The organism is Micromonospora sp. bgisy143, assembly GCF_057708145.1.
Map to the genome: position 1 here is coordinate 20,138 of NZ_JBYIRN010000028.1, position 19,772 is coordinate 39,909.

Here is a 19,772-nt window from a genome sequence, read left to right on the forward strand (position 1 = left end):
GGTACCCAAACCGCCGATTGATCTGGCACCCTGGACGCCCGTGCAGACCGAACGGGCTAATGGTGGCGGGCAGGCCCAGCGACGGGACCTGAAGGTGATCGTGGGAGCGGCGATCATCCGGGACGGACGGGTGCTCGCCTGTGCGCGCTCCGCCCCGCCGGAGGTGGCCGGCATGTGGGAGTTCCCTGGCGGCAAGGTCGAGCCGGGTGAGGGCGAGACCGAGGCGCTGATCCGGGAGTGCGCCGAGGAACTGGCCGTACGCGTCGAGATCGGTGCCCGGGTCGGCCGCAACGTCCGGATGGCCCACGGCCGTTCGGTGCTCAAGGTGTACGCCGCCCGCCTGCTCCACGGCGACGAGCCGCAGGCGCTGGAACACCGGGCCCTGCGCTGGCTGACCGCCGACGAACTGGACTCGGTCACCTGGCTGCCGGCGGACGCCCCGATCGTGGCGGCCCTGCGCCCCCACCTGAAAACCCCCTGAACCCGCCCGGGGTCCGCCGGGACGTGGTTGATCATGAAGTTGTTGTCACGACACGCCGGACGCGGTGGCAATAACTCCATGATCAACGGGGCGGGGGTGGGTGGGAATGGGACGGGGGCGGTCGGCTATGCCGACAGCCCCCGTCCTTGCTGGTCTGGTTCAGTGCTTGTCGTCCTGGTCCGGGTGGGCGAAGTTGAGGTGCTCCGGAGGCAGCGGGAAGGTCACGTCGTCACCGAAGGGCGACGGCGCGGCCGGCCGGTCGAAGGTGAGCTCGGTCAGCGGCAGCTTGCCCCGGTCGTCGACCGCCGGAGCGGTCGGGTGGGGGACCTCGCGGTGCCAGTTGACACCGCTCTGCGCCTGCGCCTCGGCCTGCGGGTCGTGCGAGCCGCCCGCGTGCGAGTGGAACCCGCCGCGGGTCGCGCCTGACGCCGCCGAGCCCTGACGGGCGGTGGTCACGCTGGTCTGGGGCGTCTCGCCCCGGCGGAAGATCTTGCTACCAAGCCACACAAGGGGATCGTACCTGCGGTCGACGACGCGTTCCTTCATGGGGATGATCCCGTTGTCGGTGATCTTGATGTGCTCGGGGCAGACCTCGGTGCAGCACTTGGTGATGTTGCAGAAGCCGAGGCCCTGTTCCGCCTGCGCGTACTCCTTGCGGTCGGTCCGGGCGTCCAGCGGGTGCATGTCCAGCTCGGCCGCCCGGATGAAGTACCGCGGCCCGGAGAACGCCTGCTTGTTCTCCTCGTGGTCACGGATCACGTGGCAGACGTTCTGGCACAGGAAGCACTCGATGCACTTGCGGAACTCCTGCGAGCGCTCGACGTCGACCTGCTGCATCCGGTAGTCGCCCGGCGCCACGTCCGCCGGCGGGGCGAACGCGGGCGTCTCCCGCGCCTTCTCGTAGTTGAACGAGACGTCGGTGACCAGGTCCCGGATGACCGGGAACGTCCGCAGCGGCGTGACCGTCACCGTCTCGTCGTCGCCGAAGGTCGACATCCGGGTCATGCAACCCAGCCGGGGCTTGCCGTTGATCTCCATGGAGCAGGAGCCGCACTTGCCGGCCTTGCAGTTCCACCGGCAGGCCAGGTCGGGCGCGTCGGTCGCCTGGAGGCGGTGGATGACGTCGAGGACGACCTCGCCCTCGTTCACCTCGACCATGTAGTCCTGCAGGTCGCCGCCGGTCTCGTCGCCCCGCCAGATCCGGAACTGACGCTTCGCGCTCATCGGTTGTCCGCCTCTCCAGCGTCGGCGACGAGAGCGTCGAAGTCGGCGAGCTCCTCGTCGGTGAGGTACTTGGCCAGCTCTGCCCGGTCGAAGAGGCCGATCAGCTCCGGTCGCATCTTCGGCAGCGGCTTGCGGGTGAGCCGTACGGCGTCGCCGTCCAGGGAGCAGACGAGGTTCACCCGCCGCCAGGCCGGGTCCATCGTCGGATAGTCCTCGCGGGTGTGCCCGCCGCGCGACTCCTGCCGTTCCAGCGCCGCCTTCGCGGTGCACTCGGAGACGACAAGCATGTTGCGCAGGTCCAGGGCGAGGTGCCAGCCCGGGTTGTAGCGCCGGCCGCCGGCCGCGCTCACCTTGGCCACCCGCTCGCGCAGCTCGGCGAGCCTGACCAGGGCGTCCGCCAGCTCACCCTCCCGGCGGATGATCCCTACCAGATCTCCCATGACCGCCTGGAGATCCTGCTGCAGGGTGTACGGGCTCTCGCCGGTGTCCCGCTGCAACGGGGCCAGGGCGGTCTCCACGGCGGCCTCGACCGCGTCCACGGCCACCTTCGGCCGGGCGGACAGCCCGTCGGCGTAGCTGGCCGCGTGTCCGCCCGCCCGCTTGCCGAACACCAGCAGGTCGGACAGGGAGTTGCCGCCGAGGCGGTTGGAGCCGTGCATGCCACCGGACACCTCGCCGGCGGCGAACAGGCCGCGGACGTGGCCGAAGGCGGCGCCCGAGTCCGGGTCCACCTCCACGCCGCCCATCACGTAGTGGCAGGTCGGCCCGACCTCCATCGGCTCGGCGGTGATGTCGACGTCGGCCAGCTCCTTGAACTGGTGGTACATCGAGGGCAACCGGCGGCGGATCTCGTCGGCCGAGCGCCGGCTCGCGATGTCCAGGAAGACGCCGCCGGCGGGGGAGCCCCGACCGGCCTTGACCTCGCTGTTGATCGCGCGGGCCACCTCGTCGCGGGGCAGCAGCTCCGGTGGACGCCGGTTGTTGTCCGGGTCGGTGTACCAGCGGTCCGCCTCCTCCTCCGTCTCCGCGTACTGCTTGCGGAAGACGTCGGGGACGTAGTCGAACATGAACCGCTTGCCCTCGGAGTTCTTGAGGACACCACCGTCGCCCCGGACCGACTCGGTGACCAGGATGCCCTTCACCGAAGGCGGCCAGACCATGCCGGTCGGGTGGAACTGGAGGAACTCCATGTTGATCAGCGTCGCCCCGGCGCGCAGCGCCAGCGCGTGGCCGTCCCCGGTGTACTCCCAGGAGTTCGAGGTGACCTTGTAGGAGCGTCCGACGCCGCCGGTGGCCAGCACCACGGCCGGCGCCTCGAAGAGGATGAACTCGCCGGACTCGCGGTAGTAGCCGAACGCGCCCGCGACCCGGTCGCCGTCGAGCAGCAGCTCGGTGATGGTCGTCTCGGAGAAGACCCGGATCCGGGCGTCGTACGAGCCGAACTCGCGCTTGTCCTCCTGCTGCAGCGAGACGATCTTCTGCTGGAGGGTACGGATCAGCTCCAGACCGGTCCGGTCGCCTACGTGCGCCAGTCGGGGGTACTCGTGCCCACCGAAGTTGCGCTGGGAGATCTTGCCGTCCTTGGTCCGGTCGAAGAGCGCGCCGTACGTCTCCAGCTCCCAGATGCGCTGCGGCGACTCCTTCGCGTGCAGCTCGGCCATCCGGAAGTTGTTGAGGAACTTGCCGCCGCGCATCGTGTCGCGGAAGTGCACCTGCCAGTTGTCCCGGCTGTTCACGTTCCCCATGGCGGCGGCGGCGCCGCCCTCGGCCATCACCGTGTGCGCCTTGCCGAACAGCGACTTCGAGATGATCGCCGTCTTCTTCCCGGCGAGGCGGGCCTCGATGGCCGCGCGCAGACCGGCGCCGCCGGCCCCGATGACGACGACGTCGTAGTGGTGTCGTTCGATGCGAGTGGTAGTGGTCATGTCAGGGGCCCTTTAGTTGATGAACCGCAGGTCGTTGAACCAGCCGATCGACAGCGCCATCACGTAGAAGTCGGTCAGCGCGAGGGTGCCGAGGGTGATCCAGGCGAGCTGCATGTGCCGGACGTTCAACGCCGAGACGAAGGTCCACGCCCGGTAGCGCACCGGGTGCTTGGAGAAGTGCTTGAGCCGGCCGCCGATGATGTGCCGGCAGGAGTGGCAGGAGATCGTGTACGCCCAGAGCATCACCACGTTGACCAGCAGGATGATGTTGCCCAGACCGAAGCCGAAGCCCTTGGGCGAGTGGAAGGCGAGGATCGCGTCCCAGGTGTTGATCAGCGAGATGATCGCGGCGGCGTAGAAGAAGTAGCGGTGCAGGTTCTGCCCGAGCAGCGGGAAACGGGTCTCCCCGCCGTACTCCTTGTGCCCGTCCGGGACGGCGCAGGCCGGCGGCGACAGCCAGAACGACCGGTAGTACGCCTTGCGGTAGTAGTAGCAGGTGAGCCGGAACAACAGCAGGAACGGCAGGGTCAGCGCGGCGTCCGGGATGATCCACCAGCCGGGCAGGAACCGGCCGAAGTGCGCGGCCTGCTCGACGCACCGGTCGGTCACGCACGGGGAGTAGAACGGCGTCAGGTAGTGGTAGGCATCGACCCAGTAGTGGTCGTGCATGAACACCCGGACCGTCGCGTACGCCACCCAGGCGCCGAGCCCGATCACCGTGATCAGCGGGGCGAACCACCATCGGTCGGTACGCAACGTCTTCGCCGCGATGGCGGCGCGCGCCCGCGCCCCCCGCGGCCTCGTTGCCGTTGAAGTCATTCGAGTCGTCTCCTCGACGGGCCCGTACGGGCGGGCTGCTCTGTCCGGTCGGCACGCGGTCCGGCGAACCCGCACCCGCTGCCACGTCATGCGCACACCAACGACCACGCCGGATCGACCGACGCAGCTAAGTGACACACGTTACGCCGATCTCTGCGAGCCGTCCGCGCAAGGGACCGTCCCGTGTGTCTGGCCTGCGGAAACGCCGCCGATTCCGCCGGTTCGCGGCGCGTCGCCGCGAGCGTCAGCCGGACGCGCCGCCGGTGAAGTGCCAGGACGCCAGCCGCACCGAGGGCGCCGCCCACCAGGCACCGTCCACCCGATCCGGTTGACGCACCGTCCGCGCGCCCAGCCCGAGCACCGCGCCCGGCCCCAGCGCCCGGGGGTACGACTCGGTGAACCGCAGGTCACGGACCGCCCGGACGACCGTGCCGTCCTCGATCAGCCACACCCCGTTGCGGGTCAACCCGGTGACGACCAGGCTCTTCGGGTCGAGCACCCGGGTGTACCAGAGGTCGGTGACCAGCAGCCCTCGTCGTACCCCGGCGACCAGCGCCGCGGTGTCCGCGTCGACCACCGCGCCGGCCGCCGCGCCCGTGGTGTTGCGGCCCACCGCGCTGGCCGGGCCGGCCACGGCGGGCGAGAGTCGCAGGTTGCGGGCCATCGGGCCCCAGGTGGCGCCGCCCGCGATCGCGTGCCCGGTGGACTCCGCGCCCGCTTCGACGGCGGTCCGTCGGTCGTGCGCGACGGCCCGCGTGGTGCCCGCCTCGACCAGGGTCACCGCCCGCCGGCCGGTGCCCTCGGCGTCGAACGGCAGGCCGGACGCGCCGAGCGGATCGTCCACCAGGGTCACCAGCGGGTCGAACTGGGCCGCCCCCGGCTCGGCGAAGGACTGCCGCTCGGCGTACCGCTTGCCGTTGAAGCCGTACCACGCCAGGTTCTGCAACAGGTCCGCCACGGCGGCCGGCTCGAACACCACCTCGTAGCGCCCCGGCGGCAACTCGACCGGATCGGCTGCCGCCTGCGCCTTCGCGGCGGCGTGCGCGCCCAGTTCGGCCCCGTCGAGATCGGACAACCGGTCCGCGCTGCGCCGCGCTACGCCGTCCGCGCCGTCGCGCCGGGCGATGCCGTCCATCGCCGCCTCCGCCGAGCGGCCGTGCGCGCTGTGCCCCGCCGAGTTGGCGAACGCCGACGAGCGGTACGCGGTACGGCAGTATCCCGCCGTGCTGAGGGGCCCGGCGGCGGCCACGAACGCGCCCACCCGGTCGGCCCGCTGGTCCGGCTCGGCGTGGGCGGTCGCCTCGTCGACCGGCGGCGCGACCGGCGCGGGCGTGGGCGGCGTCAGTCCCGGCCAACCCGGATCGCGCGGGGCGAGCCGGGAGGCGGCCAGGGTGCGTTCGACGAGCGCCCGCAACCCGTCGGCGGTGACCACGCTGCCGCTGCCGGCGGCCGTCCGTCCGTCGGCGTGCACCCGCAGCCGGACCCCGACGGTCGACTCGGAGACGTTCTGGTGGATGGCCGAGTTGGCGAAGCGGGTGAGCGCCAGATCCGCCCGGGTCGCCACCACCTCGGCCTGCGCGTCCGGGCCACCGAGCCGCCGGACCAACTCGACGACCTGCCCCGCCAGCTCCAACTCACTCACGCTGGGCCACCTTTCGTTCGCGACTGCGGGGCTCGCAGGACCGGCTCACTCCTCGCGCTCACCGATCCACCTTTCGTTCGCGACTGCGGGGCTCGCAAAACCGGCTCGCTCCTCGCGCTCACGCGGACACCCCCACCCGGACGTTCTTGAAGCGGGCCGGCGCGGCTGGGTGGCCGGTGTGCCCGATCTGACCCGGCTGCCCCTTGCCGCAGTTGGGCGTCCCCCAGGGCACCGTCTCGCCGGAGAGCATGTCCATCGACCGCCAGAACAGCGGCCCGATCCCGGTGTACGTCGGATTGCGCAGCATCCGCCCCCGCCGACCGTTCTTGATCTCCCAGCCGATCTCGCACCCGAACTGGAAGTTGAGCCGCTTGTCGTCGATCGACCAGGACCGGTTGAGATCCATCAGCACGCCGTCGTCGGTGGCCGAGATGATCTCCTCCAGAGTGTGCGGTCCGGGTTCCAGGCCCACGTTCGTCATCCGCACCATCGGCAGCCGGGCCCACCCGTCGGCGCGTACGCTGCCGCCGTAGTCGAGGCCCGCCATGGCCGCCGAGTCGCGGCCGGCGAGCACGCCCACCCACCGGCCCTCGCGCACCGCGTCCCGCTTGACCGCCGGTGAGCCCTCGTCGTCGAAGCCGAAGCTGCCCAGCGCGCCCGGGATCGTCGGGTCGATGGTGATGTTCATCAGCTCGGAGCCGTAGCGCAGCGAACCGAGCCGGGCCAGGTCCAGCCAGGACGTGCCGGCGAACGCCGCCTCCCAGCCGAGGATCCGGTCCAGTTCGATGGCGTGGCCCACCGACTCGTGGATCTGTAGGGCCAACTGTTCGCTGCCGAGGATCAGATCCGTCTCGCCGGCCGGACACTGTGGCGCGGTGAGCAGCGCCCGCGACTCCTCGGCGATCTGCGCGGCGTGCGCGGCCAGGTCGAGCGATTCGACAAGTTCCCAGCCGGTGGTGCCGTACTGCCCCCGGTAACTGGGCCAGGACCGCCGTTGTGTCTCGCCGTCGCCGATCGAGGTGGCCGAGATGCCGCCGCCGCACTCGCGGATGCGCTGGTCGATGCGGTGCCCCTCGCTGGAGACGAACCACTTCGCGGTGTCCCAGATCTGGTACAGCCCCTCGGCCAGGTCCGCGCCGTGCTCGGTCATGGCGCGGGTCGCGCCGACCAGCAGGTCGCCCTTGTCGGACAACGGAACCCCGAGCGGGTCGATGCGGCAGTCCGAGGACCAGCTCGCCGTCACGGCCTCGACCGCGACCAGGTCGACCGCGGGCCCGGGCACCCGAGCGCTGGCCATCGCGGTCCGGGTCGCCCGCCGGCCGGCCTCGCGGGCGGCGGCGTCCGACAGATCGGGTACGGCGTGGAAGCCCCAACTCGCGCCGACCAGCGCGCGTACGCCGAGCCCGATGCTCTCGTCCTGGGTCAACTCCTCCACGTCGCCGTTGCGCGCGGTCATCGACTCGTAGCGGCGGTGCATCACCCGCGCGTCGGCGTACCGGGCGCCCGCGTCGAGAGCGGCTTGGACGGCGGTGGTGGCCGCGTCGAACTCGGTCATGCGACGACCCTAGGGCAGCCGACCGACACCCGTCAGGAAAGAAGTTCTTCCGGCCGGATCGTCGCCCGCACCGGCTCGGTCAGTTCCAGCACCTCGCCGCGCTTCGCGGCCGCCGCTTCGACGTAGTGGCCACCTTGGCGCCGGTAGAGGCGCAGCGCGCCGGTCTCCTGTTCCACCAACAGGTACCACCCGATGCCGGCGGCGGCGTAATAGTGCATCTTCAACACCTTGTCGGTGGAAGCATTGCTCGGCGAGATGATCTCGCACACCAACCGTACGTCACCCGCTTCGACGTTGAGTTCGTCGAAGTCGATCGGACCGGTGATCACAAGATCAGGGATCGGGATTCGACCGGGCCGGAGTCGGACGTTCACCGCCTCCAGTAACTCGAGCCCGGCGGCTCCGGACGCTGCTTCGAGGATGTTGCCGAGCCTGCGGGAGATGCGCTGGTGCCGAGGGGTGGGGGCTGGGGTCACGTGAAGGCTCCCGTCGAAGAGTTCGACGCGTTGCTGCGTCTCGCCGAGGGCGAGGTAATCCTCTTCGGTCCACGGGCCTTCGTGGTTGAACACTGCCGCGGTCATCGTCACCTCCACCTCATGTCACGGGCATCCTCTGCTGGCTGCGCGCCCAATGATCGCACCTCACGTGCGTTCGAGGCCATGAACGGACGAGGTGACGGGCGTGCGGGGCCGATGCGGACTCGTTACGCTCGGGCCCGCTGACACGTGCCGAACTTGTAGCTTATTTTCACCCTCTCGACATTGCTGTAAGTTCTCTTCGTCACTGAGGGAGGTGGCCGTGGACAGCTCGGATGCCTACCTGCGGGTGCGTGACCTGCGGGTCCGGTTCGACACCTCGGACGGCGTGGTGCGCGCGGTCGACGGGGTGTCCTTCGCCGTCGAGCGGGGGCGCACGCTCGGCATCGTCGGCGAGTCCGGCTCCGGCAAGAGCGTCACCTCGCTTGCCATCCTCGGTCTGCACGATCCCAAGCGGGCCACGATCACCGGGGAGATCTCGGTCGGCGGCCGGCAGCTCGTCGGCCTGCCCGACGAGGAGGTACGCCGGCTGCGCGGCCGGGACATGGCGATGATCTTCCAGGACCCGCTCTCCGCGCTGCACCCGTACTACACGGTCGGTCGGCAGATCGCCGAGGCGTACCGGGTGCACCACCCGGAGGCCGATCGGCGTGCGGCCCGGCAGCGGGCGGTGGACATGTTGGACCGGGTCGGCATTCCGCAGCCCGCCCGCCGCTTCGATCAGTACCCGCACGAGTTCTCCGGCGGCATGCGCCAACGGGCGATGATCGCCATGGCGCTGGTCAACGACCCGGCGTTGCTGATCGCCGACGAGCCGACCACCGCGCTGGACGTCACCGTGCAGGCGCAGATCCTCGACCTGCTCGCCGACCTGCAGGCCGAGTTCCATTCCGCGATCATCCTGATCACCCACGATCTCGGTGTGGTCGGCCAGGTCGCCGACGACGTACTGGTGATGTACGGGGGACGGGCCGTGGAGCACGGCAGCGTCGAGCAGGTGCTCCGCTCGCCGCAGCATCCGTACACCTGGGGGTTGCTCTCCAGCGTGCCGTCGCTGCACGGCGACGCGGACGCGGACCTGGTGCCGATTCCCGGCAATCCGCCCAGCCTGATCAACCTGCCGTCCGGGTGCGCGTTCCACCCGCGCTGCCGCTACGACGACCGGGCCGGCGACCGCTCCCGCACCGAGGTGCCCGAGCTGCGACCGGCGGGCGGCGACGGCCACCTGGTCGCCTGCCATCTGAGCGCCGAGGAGCGTGCGGCGATCTACGCCGAGAGCGTGCGATCCGTGGGGGTGGCCCGATGAGCGACGAACCACTGCTGCGGGTCCGCGGGCTGACCAAGCACTTTCCGGTACGGCAGGGACTGCGCGCCACCGGCGTCGTGCGGGCGGTAGACGGGCTCGACTTCGACGTGCGCCCCGGCGAGACGCTGGGCCTGGTGGGGGAGTCGGGCTGTGGCAAGACGACCACCGGCCGGATGCTGGTGCGGCTGCTGGAGGCGACGAGCGGCAGCATCGAGTTCGCCGGGCGGGACATCACCCACGCGAGCCGGCGGGAGCTGCGCCCGCTGCGGCAGGAACTCCAGATCATCTTCCAGGACCCGTACGCGTCGTTGAACCCCCGGCACACCGTGGGTCGGATCGTGGCAATGCCGTTGCAGGTCAACGGCATCAAGCCGCCCGGCGGGATCAAGGCGCGGGTGCAGGAGCTGCTGGAACTGGTCGGGCTGAACCCGGAGCACTACAACCGGTATCCGCACGAGTTCTCCGGCGGGCAGCGCCAGCGCATCGGCATCGCCCGCGCGCTGGCGCTGCGGCCGAAGCTGATCGTCGCCGACGAGCCGGTGAGCGCGCTGGACGTCTCGATCCAGGCGCAGGTGGTCAACCTGCTGCGCGACCTGCAACGAGAACTCGGGCTGGCGTTCGTGTTCATCGCGCACGACCTGGCCGTGGTCCGGCACTTCTGCCAGCGGGTCGCGGTCATGTACCTGGGCCGGATCGTGGAGATCGGCGACCGGGAGGACATCTACGAGCGCCCGCAGCACCCGTACACCCGGGCGCTGCTCTCGGCGATCCCGGACGTCACGCAGCTCGGCCCGGCGGGCCGGATCCGACTGACCGGTGACGTGCCCACCCCGCTCGACCCGCCGTCGGGCTGCCGGTTCCGGACCCGCTGCTGGAAGGCGCAGGACGTCTGCGCCACCGAGGAGCCCGCGCTGGTGCCGCGCGACGGCGGCCGGCAGGCCACCGCGTGTCACTTCCCGGAGCCAGCCGGGTCGATCAGCCAGGTCGTCGAGGAGGTGTCGTCGTGAGCCTGTCCCCGGTGGAGGGTGTCGCGCTGGCCGAGATCGAGTCCGACCCGGACGCGAGCACGCCCGCCGGGAAGGGCGTCGTCGGCCGCTCGCCCGGTCAGCTCGCCTGGCTGCGGCTGCGCCGCGACCGTACGGCCGTGGTCAGCGGCGTACTCCTGGTGTTCTTCGTGGTTTTGGGGTTGTCCGCCCCGCTGATCGAGATGGCCTACGGCGTCGGGCCGCGCGAGCAGTTCCAGAACCTGCTCGACGGTAACGGCATGCCGCTCGGCTACGTCGGCGGCGTCAGCGGCGACCACTGGTTCGGGCTGGAGCCGGCGCTGGGCCGGGACATCTTCGTCCGGTTGATCTACGGGCTGCGTACGTCCCTGTTCATCGCGATCGCCGCGGCTCTGATCACCGCCGCGATCGGCATCGCGCTCGGCGCGCTGGCGGGTTACCTCGGCGGCTGGCTCGACGCGGTGATCAACTGGATCACCGACCTGACCCTGGCCATGCCGTTCCTGATCATCGCGTTGGCCCTCACCCCCGCCATCACGCTGCGCTTCTACGGGGAGCGGGGGCAGGTGTCGTCCGCGTTCGGGGTGGGTGTGCTGATCGCCGTGTTCGCGATCTTCGGCTGGACCAGCACGGCCCGGCTGGTACGCGGGCAGGTGATCGCACTGCGCGAACGGGAGTTCGTGGAGGCCGCCAAGGCCAGCGGCGCCGGGCTGGGGCACATCATCTTCCGGCAGCTCCTGCCGAACATCTGGGCGCCGATCCTGGTGTCGTTCTCCCTGGCGGTGCCGCAGTTCATCACCAGCGAGGCCGCGCTGTCCTTCATCGGCGTCGGGCTGAGCGACGAGACGCCGAGCTTCGGCCGGATGATCTACGACAGTCTGGACTACCTCCAGACCGACCCGGCGTACGTGTTCTTCCCGGGCATCACGATCTTCGCGCTGGTGTTCGCCTTCAACCTCTTCGGCGACGCGTTGCGGGACGCGCTCGACCCGAAGTCGTCCCGGTAGGGGTCCCCATGACGCGATTTCTGATCAAGCGGCTCTTCTCGGCGGTGCTGACCCTCTTCGCGGTGAGCGTGTTGACGTTCCTGATGTTCTTCGCGCTGCCGCGCGACCCGGTGAGCAGCATCTGCTCCAAGAACTGCAACCCGGAGCGGCTGGAACGGGTCCGTGACGACCTGGGCCTCAACGACCCGTTGGTCAGCCAGTACGCCGGCTACATGAAGGGCATCGTCACCGGTCGGGACCTGGGCAGCGCCCAGGGTGGCCGGTGCGACGCGCCCTGCCTGGGCTGGTCGTACGTCACCAACGAGGCGGTCTCGGACACCATCGCCCGGGTGCTGCCGGTGACGCTGAGCATCGTGATCCCGGCGGCCATCCTCTGGCTGCTGCTCGGGGTGGGGCTGGGCATGGTCTCGGCGCTGCGCCGGGGCACCTGGCTGGACCGGGCCGCCATCGGCTTCTCGCTGACCGGCGCGTCGTTGCAGCTCTACTTCGTGGGCGCGGTGCTGCTGCTGGTGTTCGTCTACAACCTGCGCTGGCTGCCGGTACCGAGCTACACGTCCCTGTTCGACAATCCGGCGAAGTGGGCCAGTGGGCTGGTGCTCGCCTGGGTGGCGTTGGCCTTCCTGTTCTCGGCGATCTACGCCCGGCTGTCGCGGGCGCAGATGCTGGAGACGCTGTCGGAGGACTTCGTCCGCACCGCACGGGCCAAGGGCCTGTCCAAACCCAAGGTGTACGGGCGACACGCGCTGCGCGCGGCGATCACTCCGGTGGTGACCATCGCGGGGCTGGACGTGGGTGGGGCGCTGGGCGGCACGGTGATCACTGAGACGACGTTCGGCATCCAGGGGTTGGGGCGTACGGCGGTGGACGCGGTGAAGTCCGGAGACCTGCCCACCATCATGGCCACCGTGCTGATCGCCGCCGTCTTCGTGGTGCTGGCGAACATGCTGGTGGACCTGCTGTACGCGGCCATCGACCCGCGGGTCCGGCTGCGCTGACCCGTACCGCCGTGCCGTGCGTGGCTGCTGGCGAAATTTATCGACAACTGTTACACAACTCGTAGGTTTTCTTCCTTACGATCCTCGGGACGTCGGCGGTTCCCGCCCCGACGGAACCGCTCGGCAGATGGGTGAAGGAGGTACTTCATGCGACCACGCGTGGCGGTTGCCGCAGGCGGCGCGATCGCTCTGGTTGTGGCGTTGGGTGCGTGCTCGAAGAACACCGGCGAGGGCACCACGGTGGACAACAACCGGCAGCAGACCGGGGTCATCGCGACCGACCCCAAGGACTCGCAGGGGCCGGCGGCCGAGGTGAGCGGCGCCACGAAGGGTGGCACCTTCACCATCATCCGGGAGTCGCCGATCTCCCACCTCGACCCGCAGCGGACGTACTCGTTCGCGGGCCTCATGACGAACCCGCTCTTCGCCCGCTACCTGACCACCTGGAAGGACGACGGCAAGGGCGGCCTGGTCCTCGTCGGTGACCTCGCCGAGACGCCCGGCAAGAACGTCAACAACGACTGCAAGGTCTGGGAATTCACCATCAAGGACGGGGTGAAGTTCGAGGACGGCCGGCCGATCACCGCCAAGGAGATCGCGTACGGCATCGCCCGCTCCTTCGACCCCGACCTCTCCGGTGGCCCGACCTACATCCAGGAGTGGCTGGCCGACACCCCGCAGTTCGACACCAAGTGGGACTTCAAGAAGAACAAGACGTCCCTGCCCCCCGGGCTGACCACGCCGGACGCGAAGACGCTGCGGTTCGAGTTCGCCAAGCCGCGCTGTGACCTGCCGTTCGCCGTCTCGCTGCCGACCACCGCGCCGCTGCCCCCGGACAAGGACACCGGCATCGACCTGGACAAGCAGCCGTTCTCGTCCGGCCCCTACAAGGTCGCCAAGAACCAGGTCGGCGTGCAGATCACGCTCGATCGCAACCCGAACTGGGACCCGAACACCGACCCGGTCCGGCACCAGTACCCGGACCAGTTCGTCTGGAGCTTCGGCCCGACCGCGGACGCCGCCAACAACCGGGTGATCGCGGACAACGGCGCCGACCAGAGCGCGCTCGCCTTCAACGCCGTACCCGCCTCGCTGGTCGCCAAGGTGGCTGGGGACGCCGCGCTGAAGTCGCGCAGCATCCTCTCGCCGACGCCGAGCGCCAACCAGCTCGTCATCAACAACCAGCGGGTCAAGGACCTCAAGATCCGCCAGGCGCTCAACTACGCCATCGACCGCGAGGGCATGGTCAAGGCGCTCGGCGGCCAGAACGTCGCCGCCCCGCTGACCACGCTGATGCCGCCGGCCACGATCGGCTACAAGGCGTACGAGGCGTACCCGGCGGGCCCCAACGGCGACGTCGCCAAGGCCAAGGAGCTGCTCGGCGGGCAGACGCCGGAGCTGGTCCTCGGTGTCGCCGACAACTCGACCGAGCAGCAGCAGGGCGCCCAGCTCAAGGCCAACCTGGAGCGTGCCGGCTTCAAGATCACGCTGCGGAACATCTCGGACGACGCGAAGCTCGACGAGATCAAGAAGAAGGACAACCCGTGGGACCTGTACATCGGTAACTGGGCGGCGGACTGGCCGAGCGGCGCGGCGATCCTGCCGGTGCTGTACGACGGCCGCAGCATCAAGGCCGAGGGGAACAGCAACCAGTCCTACTTCAACGACCCGACGATCAACGCCGAGATGGACCGGATCCTGGCGCTCGCCCCGTCCGAGCAGGGCCCGGAGTGGGCCAAGCTGGACGAGCGGATCATGAAGGAGCACGCGCCCGTGGTGCCGATGTACGTCGACGTGGCCTACCACGTGCACGGCTCTAAGGCCGGCGGGGTCTTCGTCTCCAGCGTCTTCGGCTACCCGTCGTTCGTCAACGCGTTCGTCAAGCCGTAGGTCGTCGTACCGCAGGCGGGGCCCCTTTCGACAGTCTCGTTGAAAGGGGCCCTTGCCGGCTTTTTGAGCAGTCCAGTGCGTTGGTTCAGTGGAAGGGCGTTTTCGGCCGGCTCAGTCGCTCGCCGTCGACGAAGAGATCGACTTTTTCGTTGTAGAAGGCGATCAGGCCGGCGATCGGCAGGAGCGCGGCGGTCGGGAAGTTGTACGACCAGGCCAGATCCGGGTGGGTCTGGTCATCGAGGCGGATGGACCAGTAGTCGCTGGTCTGGCCCTTGTACGGGCAGCCGGTCCTCGTCGCCGACGCCACGAGGTGCTCGAAGTTCACGTCGGTCCGGTTCAGGTAGTAGCGGGGTGGTAGGCCGGTTTCGAAGACCAGCACGGGCGATGTCGACTCGGCCAGGACGACCCCTTCCAGTTCCACCCTGACGCTGCGGGTGGAACGCACCGCGTCCACCCGCGCGAACGGGTTGCGGGGGTGCACGAAGACCTCTTCGTCCTCCTCGAACCAGGCATCCATGGCTGCCCAGTCGAACCGGATCGTGTTCGCCAACCCGGCCAGCGCGTCGTCTCCGTACAACCGCCCGCAGGAAGGACGGATCGTCTCGCCGACCTGCAGTCCGTGCAGCCGCGCGGTCCCGCGCCGGGACGCCTCGGTGCCCTGGCCCTCGATCAACAGGTTGCGATTCAGGTCGTCGACGGGGATGTAGTACTGCGGGAAGAACGGCCATTCCCACACGTACAACGCCCGCGTGGTGTCCAGTACCTGTTCGCCGCCGAGGAAGGCTCGGATCCGGCGAGGCACCGGCTCGATGTGGTCGACCGGGACGATCATCTTCGGGTAATCCGACACGTTGTCCTCCCGTGCGGTGACGGCCGGCTCGGGCAGGTGCCGGTTCAACGATCAGGGCGGCCCCCGCGTTGTCACATGCGTTTGTTGCAGAGACCGTAACCGATGCCGCAGTTCGTGACGAGCCCTTCGCGGCGGAGGTTGGGTGGTGCCGTCGTACCGCAGGCAGGGCCTCTTTCGACAGCGTCGTAGGGGGCCTGCGGTTTGGGTCGTTTCGCGGGAAGATGGCCGGGTGAAGCCGATCTACCCGGATGGCGGCGGTGTCGACCCGGGCGCCGTACCCGGTCTGCGCCCGGTACCCACGGACGACGCCACCTCGGTCATCGTCGACGTCGACGGAGAGACGTTCGCCCTGCGTCCGAACGAGTGCGACGGCACCGACTACACCTGGCTCAGCGGGCCGAACCCCGGCTACGGATTCGGCGTTGGCCCGACTGCCGGCCTGTCGCTCGACGGGCACAAGGAGAACATCCGCGACTTCCTGGCCATGGTCGATCCGACCACCGGGCGCATCGAGGACGACTGACATGAGGCCGGGACCGCGCCGTGCGGAGCTGCTCGGGCGTCTCGCCGAGGCGGTCGGCGCCGTTGATGTCGCACACCCGGTACGGGTCGCCGTTGACGGTCCACCAGCAAGCGGCAAGACCACCCTCGCCGACGAACTCGCCGTCGTCCTGCGACGTCAGGGCCGTTACGTCATCCGCGCGACGGTCGACGATTTCCTCTTTCCCCGGACGCGACGCTATCCGCGGGGCGAGTACTCGGCCGAAGGCTGCTATTTCGACACCCACGACTGGGCGGCGCTGAACCGGGTTCTGCTCGATCCCCTCGGACCGGGCGGCGATCGGGGCTTCCAACCAGCGGTGTACGACCGCAACACGGATGCCGTGCTGTCCCCGCCGGCCATGACGGCACCCGCCGACGCCGTGCTGGTGTTCGACGGCGTCTTCCTCATGCGCCCGGAAGTGGTCGATCGGTGGGAGCTGCGCATTCTCGTGTCCACGGCGATCGATACGACGGTGGACCGTGCCGTGATCCGAGAGCGGCGGGTGTCCTCCCAGGCGGATGTCGAAAGGCGCTGGCGGGAGCGTTTAATCCCCGCCCAGCAGCTCTACTTCGACATCGTGCGCCCGAGCGATCAGGCCGACTTCGTCGTGCACAATGACGAGCCGCAGAAGCCGGTTTGGCAGACCCGGGCACGCTGACCGTAGAGGAGCCGTGATGACGCGACCGACACTGTTCCTGACGGTGGGGCTCCCGTGTACCGGAAAGACCACTGCCGCGCGGCGGATCGAGATCGAGCAGAAGGCGCTTCGCCTGACCAAGGACGAGTGGGTGAAGGCCCTCTACGGTGCCGATAATCCGCCTGCGGCCTCGGACGTGATCGAGGGGCGGCTCATCGCGATCGGGCTGCGCGCGCTCGAACTCGGCAACAATGTGGTGATCGACTTTGGCCTCTGGAGTCGGGACGAGCGCTCCGCTCTGCGGCAGGCCGCGGCCGACCTCGGCGCGGAGGTGGAGCTGCGCTATTTCGAACTCACCCCGGCCGAGCAGCGCGAACGGCTCGACCAGCGCCAGGCGGACGCTCCCCACACGACGTGGCCGATGTCCGACGAGGAACTCGCCGAGTGGGCCGCCCAGATGGACGTCCCGACGCCGGGGGAACTCGACGGATCCGAACCCGTCGACGCCCCGCCGGCCGGTTTCGCGACCTGGAACGACTGGCGCGCCGACCGTTGGCCGCCAAGCCGGCGCGATCTTCCGTGATCGCCACGGTGCTGGCTGCTGCGCCCCGCAGGCAGCAACAACCCGGATGTTGTGACGAGCTTGAGCGGGCGTGCCCACCACTGAGCCGCCACAGGTGACACGATGCGGCCGTGTCGAACTCCCTCGAAAGCGCTGCCAAGGCACGCATCGTCACCGGTCTGCTGCGCGACGGCGACCGGGTGCTGCTGTGTCACCGGTCCCCGCAGCGTCGGTGGTACCCCGACGTCTGGGACATGCCCGGTGGACATGTGGAGCCCGGGGAACTACCTGGCGAGGCGCTTGCCCGGGAGTTGCGGGAGGAGGTGGGCGTCGACGTCACGGCGCCCTCGGGGCCGCCCGTGCACGAGGTTCATACCGACACGTTCGACATGCAGATCTGGCTGATCGAAGCGTGGACGGGGTCTCCGGTCAACGCCGCACCGGACGAGCACGATGCCATCGGCTGGTTCACCGAAAACGAGCTTGGCGGCCTGTCCCTGGCCCACGACAGCTACCTCGCCCTGTTCACCAGGGCTCTTGCCGATCACCGAGCCCGACCCAAGGGACAAGCCCTATTCGGGTGACGTGTTGTAGCGGTCGAGCGTCGCCTTGGACGTGGAGGCATCGCGGAATGTCAGCTCCCATGGACCGGTGTTGACGTCCATGTCTTTGCCGAACCCGACCCATTTTCCGGCCATCCGCCGGCCTGTCGGCTCCACCAGAAGCTGAATCGCGCCGTGGTAGCGGGCTCCACGGTAGTAGCCGGCGGGATCCGTCTGTTCCACCCACGTCCCGGTGACCACGGCACCGTCCACGGTGAGGTCCAGCGACAGTGACGATGCCGCCGAGCCAGGCAGACTGCGCACGGTCAGGCGGTCGCCGTGCTGGAGTACGACAACGAAATGCTGGCCGGCGAATGATTCGCTGCGGCCGCTGGAGTGGTACTGGTAGCGACTGAGCCACACCCCCTCGTAGGACTTGTGGACCATGCGTGGCTTGGGCGTCGGGGTGGCCAGGGTGGACATGGGCGAGGTCAGGTCGTGACCACCCTGTTGGTCGCTGGCGGCATGGCCGTCGGGGATCGCGGCGAAGCCCAGTAGGGAGACCGGTAGGCCGGTAACGACCTCCAACGCGCGGGCGTACACGGGCCGGGGTGCGGCGATCACGCCGGCCTCCCAGCGTTGGACGAGCCTCTTGTTGGCGTCGTTGGGCTCGCCGACGCGCAGGCCAGCGGCTTGGAGCGCGCGGGCGAAGTCGTCCTGGCTCATGCGCATCCCGAGGCGGACCGAGCGCAAGGCGGTATTCGGGGCGTTCATGTTCGCCACGATAACTCTAAGTCGCCTAAATGTCGCCCTGCATGTATCCCTTATGTCATTTCCTGTGCCGTCGCATCCGACGACTGATCGGCGTCATCGTGGTCAGCGACGACGGCGGATGTGCCGATGCGCCCAGCAGCGAGGTGATGATGTCCAAGCGCGACGACGAGATGCCCAACACGGGCGAGCAGATCGACGCCGCCGAACGAGAGGCGGCCAAGCGCCGGTTGCTCGCGCAGGCCGAGTCGGAGCGGATACCGGTGGAGGAGACGACTCGGGCGGTGCCGGATCGGCGGTGGCGACGTGGGCGGTGATCCGGTTCCCATCGGTCGGCGTGTCGCGTACCTCCGGGTTCGGCGGAGGTTGTCGCAGCAGTCGTTCGCCGATCGGTTGGGAAAGTCGAAGAGCTGGGTGGACAAGGTTGAGCGAGGGGTTCGCTCGCTGGAGCGGGTGTCGACCATCCGGGAGGTCGCGGCGGTGCTGCGAGTCGATCCCGCCGCGCTGCTCGGGCGAGATGCGCAGCCCGCTGGGGTGGCCGAGTGCCGCGATGGCGTTGCGCGGATCCGGGCAGCGCTGTCCGCGTACCCCACGGCCTTTCATCGTCCGGCGGACCAGGCGGTGATGTCGCCGGAGCAGTTGGCGCGGGAGGTATGGCAGGCGTGGATGACCTACCAGTACGCCCGGTACCCGCGTCTGGTCGAACTGCTGCCCGCGTTGGTCACCGAGGTTCATCGCGTGGACACGCAGGAGCTGCCGGCTGGGCGGGAAGCAGTGGTTGAGGTCTACCGGGTGACGGCGGCGCTGTTGGTCAAGCTGGGCGAGGGGAGTCTGGCGTGGTTGGCCGCTGATCGGGCGATGTCCGCCGCCGTCGGTGACCGGGTGCTGCTCGCCTGCGCGGCGGTGCAGCTTGGCCAGGTGCTGCGGGCAGCGGCGCGGACCAGGCCGGTGCTGCTAGCCGCCGCCTCCCAGCTCACCCCGGAGACGCCCCAGGAATTGTCGCTGTACGGATCGCTGCTCGTACAAGCTGCTCTGACGGCAGCCGTGGCGGGTGATGACCGGGCGAGCGGTGACCTGCTGGCCGAGGCCGCCGGGCTGGCCGTTCGAGTGGGTGATGGACACGACCATCACCGGACGGCGTTCGGGCCGACGGCTGTCGAGCTGGCGCGGGTCACCGCCGCGGTGGAACTGGGCGACGGTCCGCAGGCGGTAGCCCGACATCGGGAGGCTGTCGGGCGCGACGGCTGGCGGTGGCTGCCGGTCGAACATCGCGCCGCGCACCTCCTCGACGCGGCGCGTGCCTACCTCCATATCAACGACCCCGGCAACGCGGCCCGGCTTCTGGTGCGGGTCGACGGCGTCGCGCCCGCCGAGATCCGCCACCGGCCTTGTGCGCGGCACGTTGTTGCCCAGGTCGCCCGCCACCCGGCCGCCCCACCCACGATCACCCAGCTCGCCATCAACCTTGGGGTGCTCTAAGCA

Annotated in this window: 20 protein-coding genes; 12 read left to right on the forward strand and 8 right to left on the reverse strand. The window is 69.5% G+C overall.

Annotated features, from left to right (window positions below; genetic code table 11):
• The first annotated feature begins 40 nt into the window (after positions 1 to 40).
• Positions 41 to 481, forward strand: coding sequence for a (deoxy)nucleoside triphosphate pyrophosphohydrolase (locus AC3EN4_RS26065; RefSeq protein ID WP_422736832.1), 441 nt, complete (start codon positions 41 to 43; stop codon positions 479 to 481).
• 159 nt (positions 482 to 640) lie between these two features.
• Here the strand turns inward: AC3EN4_RS26065 and AC3EN4_RS26070 are convergent, their stop codons facing one another.
• The 6 genes from AC3EN4_RS26070 to AC3EN4_RS26095 form a co-directional block, all read right to left on the reverse strand.
• Positions 641 to 1,705 (reverse strand): succinate dehydrogenase/fumarate reductase iron-sulfur subunit, encoded by a 1,065-nt coding sequence (locus AC3EN4_RS26070; protein WP_435208562.1) that lies wholly within the window; start codon positions 1,703 to 1,705, stop codon positions 641 to 643.
• Entirely contained in the window at positions 1,702 to 3,630 is a 1,929-nt protein-coding gene (locus tag AC3EN4_RS26075) for a fumarate reductase/succinate dehydrogenase flavoprotein subunit (protein WP_422736830.1), read from the reverse strand. Before AC3EN4_RS26075 ends, AC3EN4_RS26070 begins: the two co-directional genes overlap by 4 nt.
• 12 nt (positions 3,631 to 3,642) lie before the next feature.
• Entirely contained in the window at positions 3,643 to 4,449 is an 807-nt protein-coding gene (locus tag AC3EN4_RS26080) for a hypothetical protein (protein ID WP_435208564.1), read from the reverse strand.
• Between the two features lie 244 nt (positions 4,450 to 4,693).
• A complete protein-coding gene (locus AC3EN4_RS26085) occupies positions 4,694 to 6,091 on the reverse strand; it encodes a TldD/PmbA family protein (RefSeq protein WP_435208566.1) in 1,398 nt (465 codons plus the stop codon).
• A 118-nt stretch (positions 6,092 to 6,209) separates the two neighbouring features.
• On the reverse strand, positions 6,210 to 7,646 hold the full coding sequence (locus AC3EN4_RS26090; protein WP_435208568.1) for a TldD/PmbA family protein: 1,437 nt from the start codon (positions 7,644 to 7,646) through the stop codon (positions 6,210 to 6,212).
• Between the two features lie 32 nt (positions 7,647 to 7,678).
• On the reverse strand, positions 7,679 to 8,227 hold the full coding sequence (locus tag AC3EN4_RS26095; protein ID WP_435208570.1) for a Uma2 family endonuclease: 549 nt from the start codon (positions 8,225 to 8,227) through the stop codon (positions 7,679 to 7,681).
• Positions 8,228 to 8,444: 217 nt separating this feature from the next.
• Here AC3EN4_RS26095 and AC3EN4_RS26100 point away from each other — a divergent pair, with 217 nt between their 5' ends.
• The 5 genes from AC3EN4_RS26100 to AC3EN4_RS26120 all read left to right on the forward strand — a co-directional run bounded on the left by AC3EN4_RS26100 (position 8,445) and on the right by AC3EN4_RS26120 (position 14,384).
• Positions 8,445 to 9,488 (forward strand): ABC transporter ATP-binding protein, encoded by a 1,044-nt coding sequence (locus tag AC3EN4_RS26100; RefSeq protein WP_435208572.1) that lies wholly within the window; start codon positions 8,445 to 8,447, stop codon positions 9,486 to 9,488.
• Positions 9,485 to 10,495, forward strand: a complete 1,011-nt coding sequence (locus tag AC3EN4_RS26105) for an ABC transporter ATP-binding protein (RefSeq protein WP_435208574.1) — start codon at positions 9,485 to 9,487, stop codon at positions 10,493 to 10,495. Before AC3EN4_RS26100 ends, AC3EN4_RS26105 begins: the two co-directional genes overlap by 4 nt.
• On the forward strand, positions 10,492 to 11,499 hold the full coding sequence (locus AC3EN4_RS26110) for an ABC transporter permease (RefSeq protein ID WP_435208576.1): 1,008 nt from the start codon (positions 10,492 to 10,494) through the stop codon (positions 11,497 to 11,499). Before AC3EN4_RS26105 ends, AC3EN4_RS26110 begins: the two co-directional genes overlap by 4 nt.
• Positions 11,500 to 11,507: 8 nt before the next feature.
• Entirely contained in the window at positions 11,508 to 12,494 is a 987-nt protein-coding gene (locus AC3EN4_RS26115; protein ID WP_422736823.1) for an ABC transporter permease, read from the forward strand.
• Positions 12,495 to 12,641: 147 nt separating this feature from the next.
• Positions 12,642 to 14,384: an ABC transporter substrate-binding protein gene (locus AC3EN4_RS26120; RefSeq protein ID WP_435208578.1), complete on the forward strand. Its 1,743-nt coding sequence runs from the start codon at positions 12,642 to 12,644 to the stop codon at positions 14,382 to 14,384.
• Positions 14,385 to 14,469: 85 nt separating this feature from the next.
• Here AC3EN4_RS26120 and AC3EN4_RS26125 read toward each other — a convergent pair whose 3' ends face one another.
• Positions 14,470 to 15,234 (reverse strand): DUF427 domain-containing protein, encoded by a 765-nt coding sequence (locus tag AC3EN4_RS26125; protein ID WP_435208579.1) that lies wholly within the window; start codon positions 15,232 to 15,234, stop codon positions 14,470 to 14,472.
• Positions 15,235 to 15,463: 229 nt separating this feature from the next.
• Here AC3EN4_RS26125 and AC3EN4_RS26130 point away from each other — a divergent pair, with 229 nt between their 5' ends.
• The 4 genes from AC3EN4_RS26130 (at position 15,464) to AC3EN4_RS26145 (ending at position 17,561) form a co-directional block, all read left to right on the forward strand.
• The gene (locus tag AC3EN4_RS26130) at positions 15,464 to 15,757 is read left to right on the forward strand and encodes a hypothetical protein (protein WP_435208581.1); all 294 of its coding nucleotides are present in this window, start codon (positions 15,464 to 15,466) and stop codon (positions 15,755 to 15,757) included.
• 1 nt (position 15,758) lies between these two features.
• A complete protein-coding gene (locus AC3EN4_RS26135) occupies positions 15,759 to 16,436 on the forward strand; it encodes a nucleoside/nucleotide kinase family protein (protein ID WP_435208582.1) in 678 nt (225 codons plus the stop codon).
• Between the two features lie 16 nt (positions 16,437 to 16,452).
• Positions 16,453 to 16,998, forward strand: a complete 546-nt coding sequence (locus tag AC3EN4_RS26140) for an ATP-binding protein (RefSeq protein ID WP_435208584.1) — start codon at positions 16,453 to 16,455, stop codon at positions 16,996 to 16,998.
• A gap of 110 nt (positions 16,999 to 17,108) precedes the next feature.
• A complete protein-coding gene (locus AC3EN4_RS26145; protein ID WP_435208586.1) occupies positions 17,109 to 17,561 on the forward strand; it encodes an NUDIX domain-containing protein in 453 nt (150 codons plus the stop codon).
• On the opposite strand, the gene AC3EN4_RS26150 is transcribed toward AC3EN4_RS26145, so the two are convergent.
• Positions 17,550 to 18,293, reverse strand: a complete 744-nt coding sequence (locus AC3EN4_RS26150; protein WP_435208588.1) for a helix-turn-helix domain-containing protein — start codon at positions 18,291 to 18,293, stop codon at positions 17,550 to 17,552. The two genes, AC3EN4_RS26145 and AC3EN4_RS26150, sit on opposite strands and share 12 nt — an antisense overlap.
• A gap of 149 nt (positions 18,294 to 18,442) precedes the next feature.
• On the opposite strand from AC3EN4_RS26150, the gene AC3EN4_RS26155 reads away from it, so the two are divergent.
• Together AC3EN4_RS26155 and AC3EN4_RS26160 are read left to right on the forward strand one after the other, a co-directional pair.
• Complete coding sequence (locus tag AC3EN4_RS26155; RefSeq protein WP_435208590.1) at positions 18,443 to 18,607, forward strand: hypothetical protein; 165 nt, start codon at positions 18,443 to 18,445, stop codon at positions 18,605 to 18,607.
• The gene (locus AC3EN4_RS26160) at positions 18,597 to 19,769 is read left to right on the forward strand and encodes a helix-turn-helix domain-containing protein (RefSeq protein WP_435208591.1); all 1,173 of its coding nucleotides are present in this window, start codon (positions 18,597 to 18,599) and stop codon (positions 19,767 to 19,769) included. The genes AC3EN4_RS26155 and AC3EN4_RS26160 overlap by 11 nt, the downstream gene beginning before the upstream one ends.
• Positions 19,770 to 19,772: the final 3 nt, after the last annotated feature.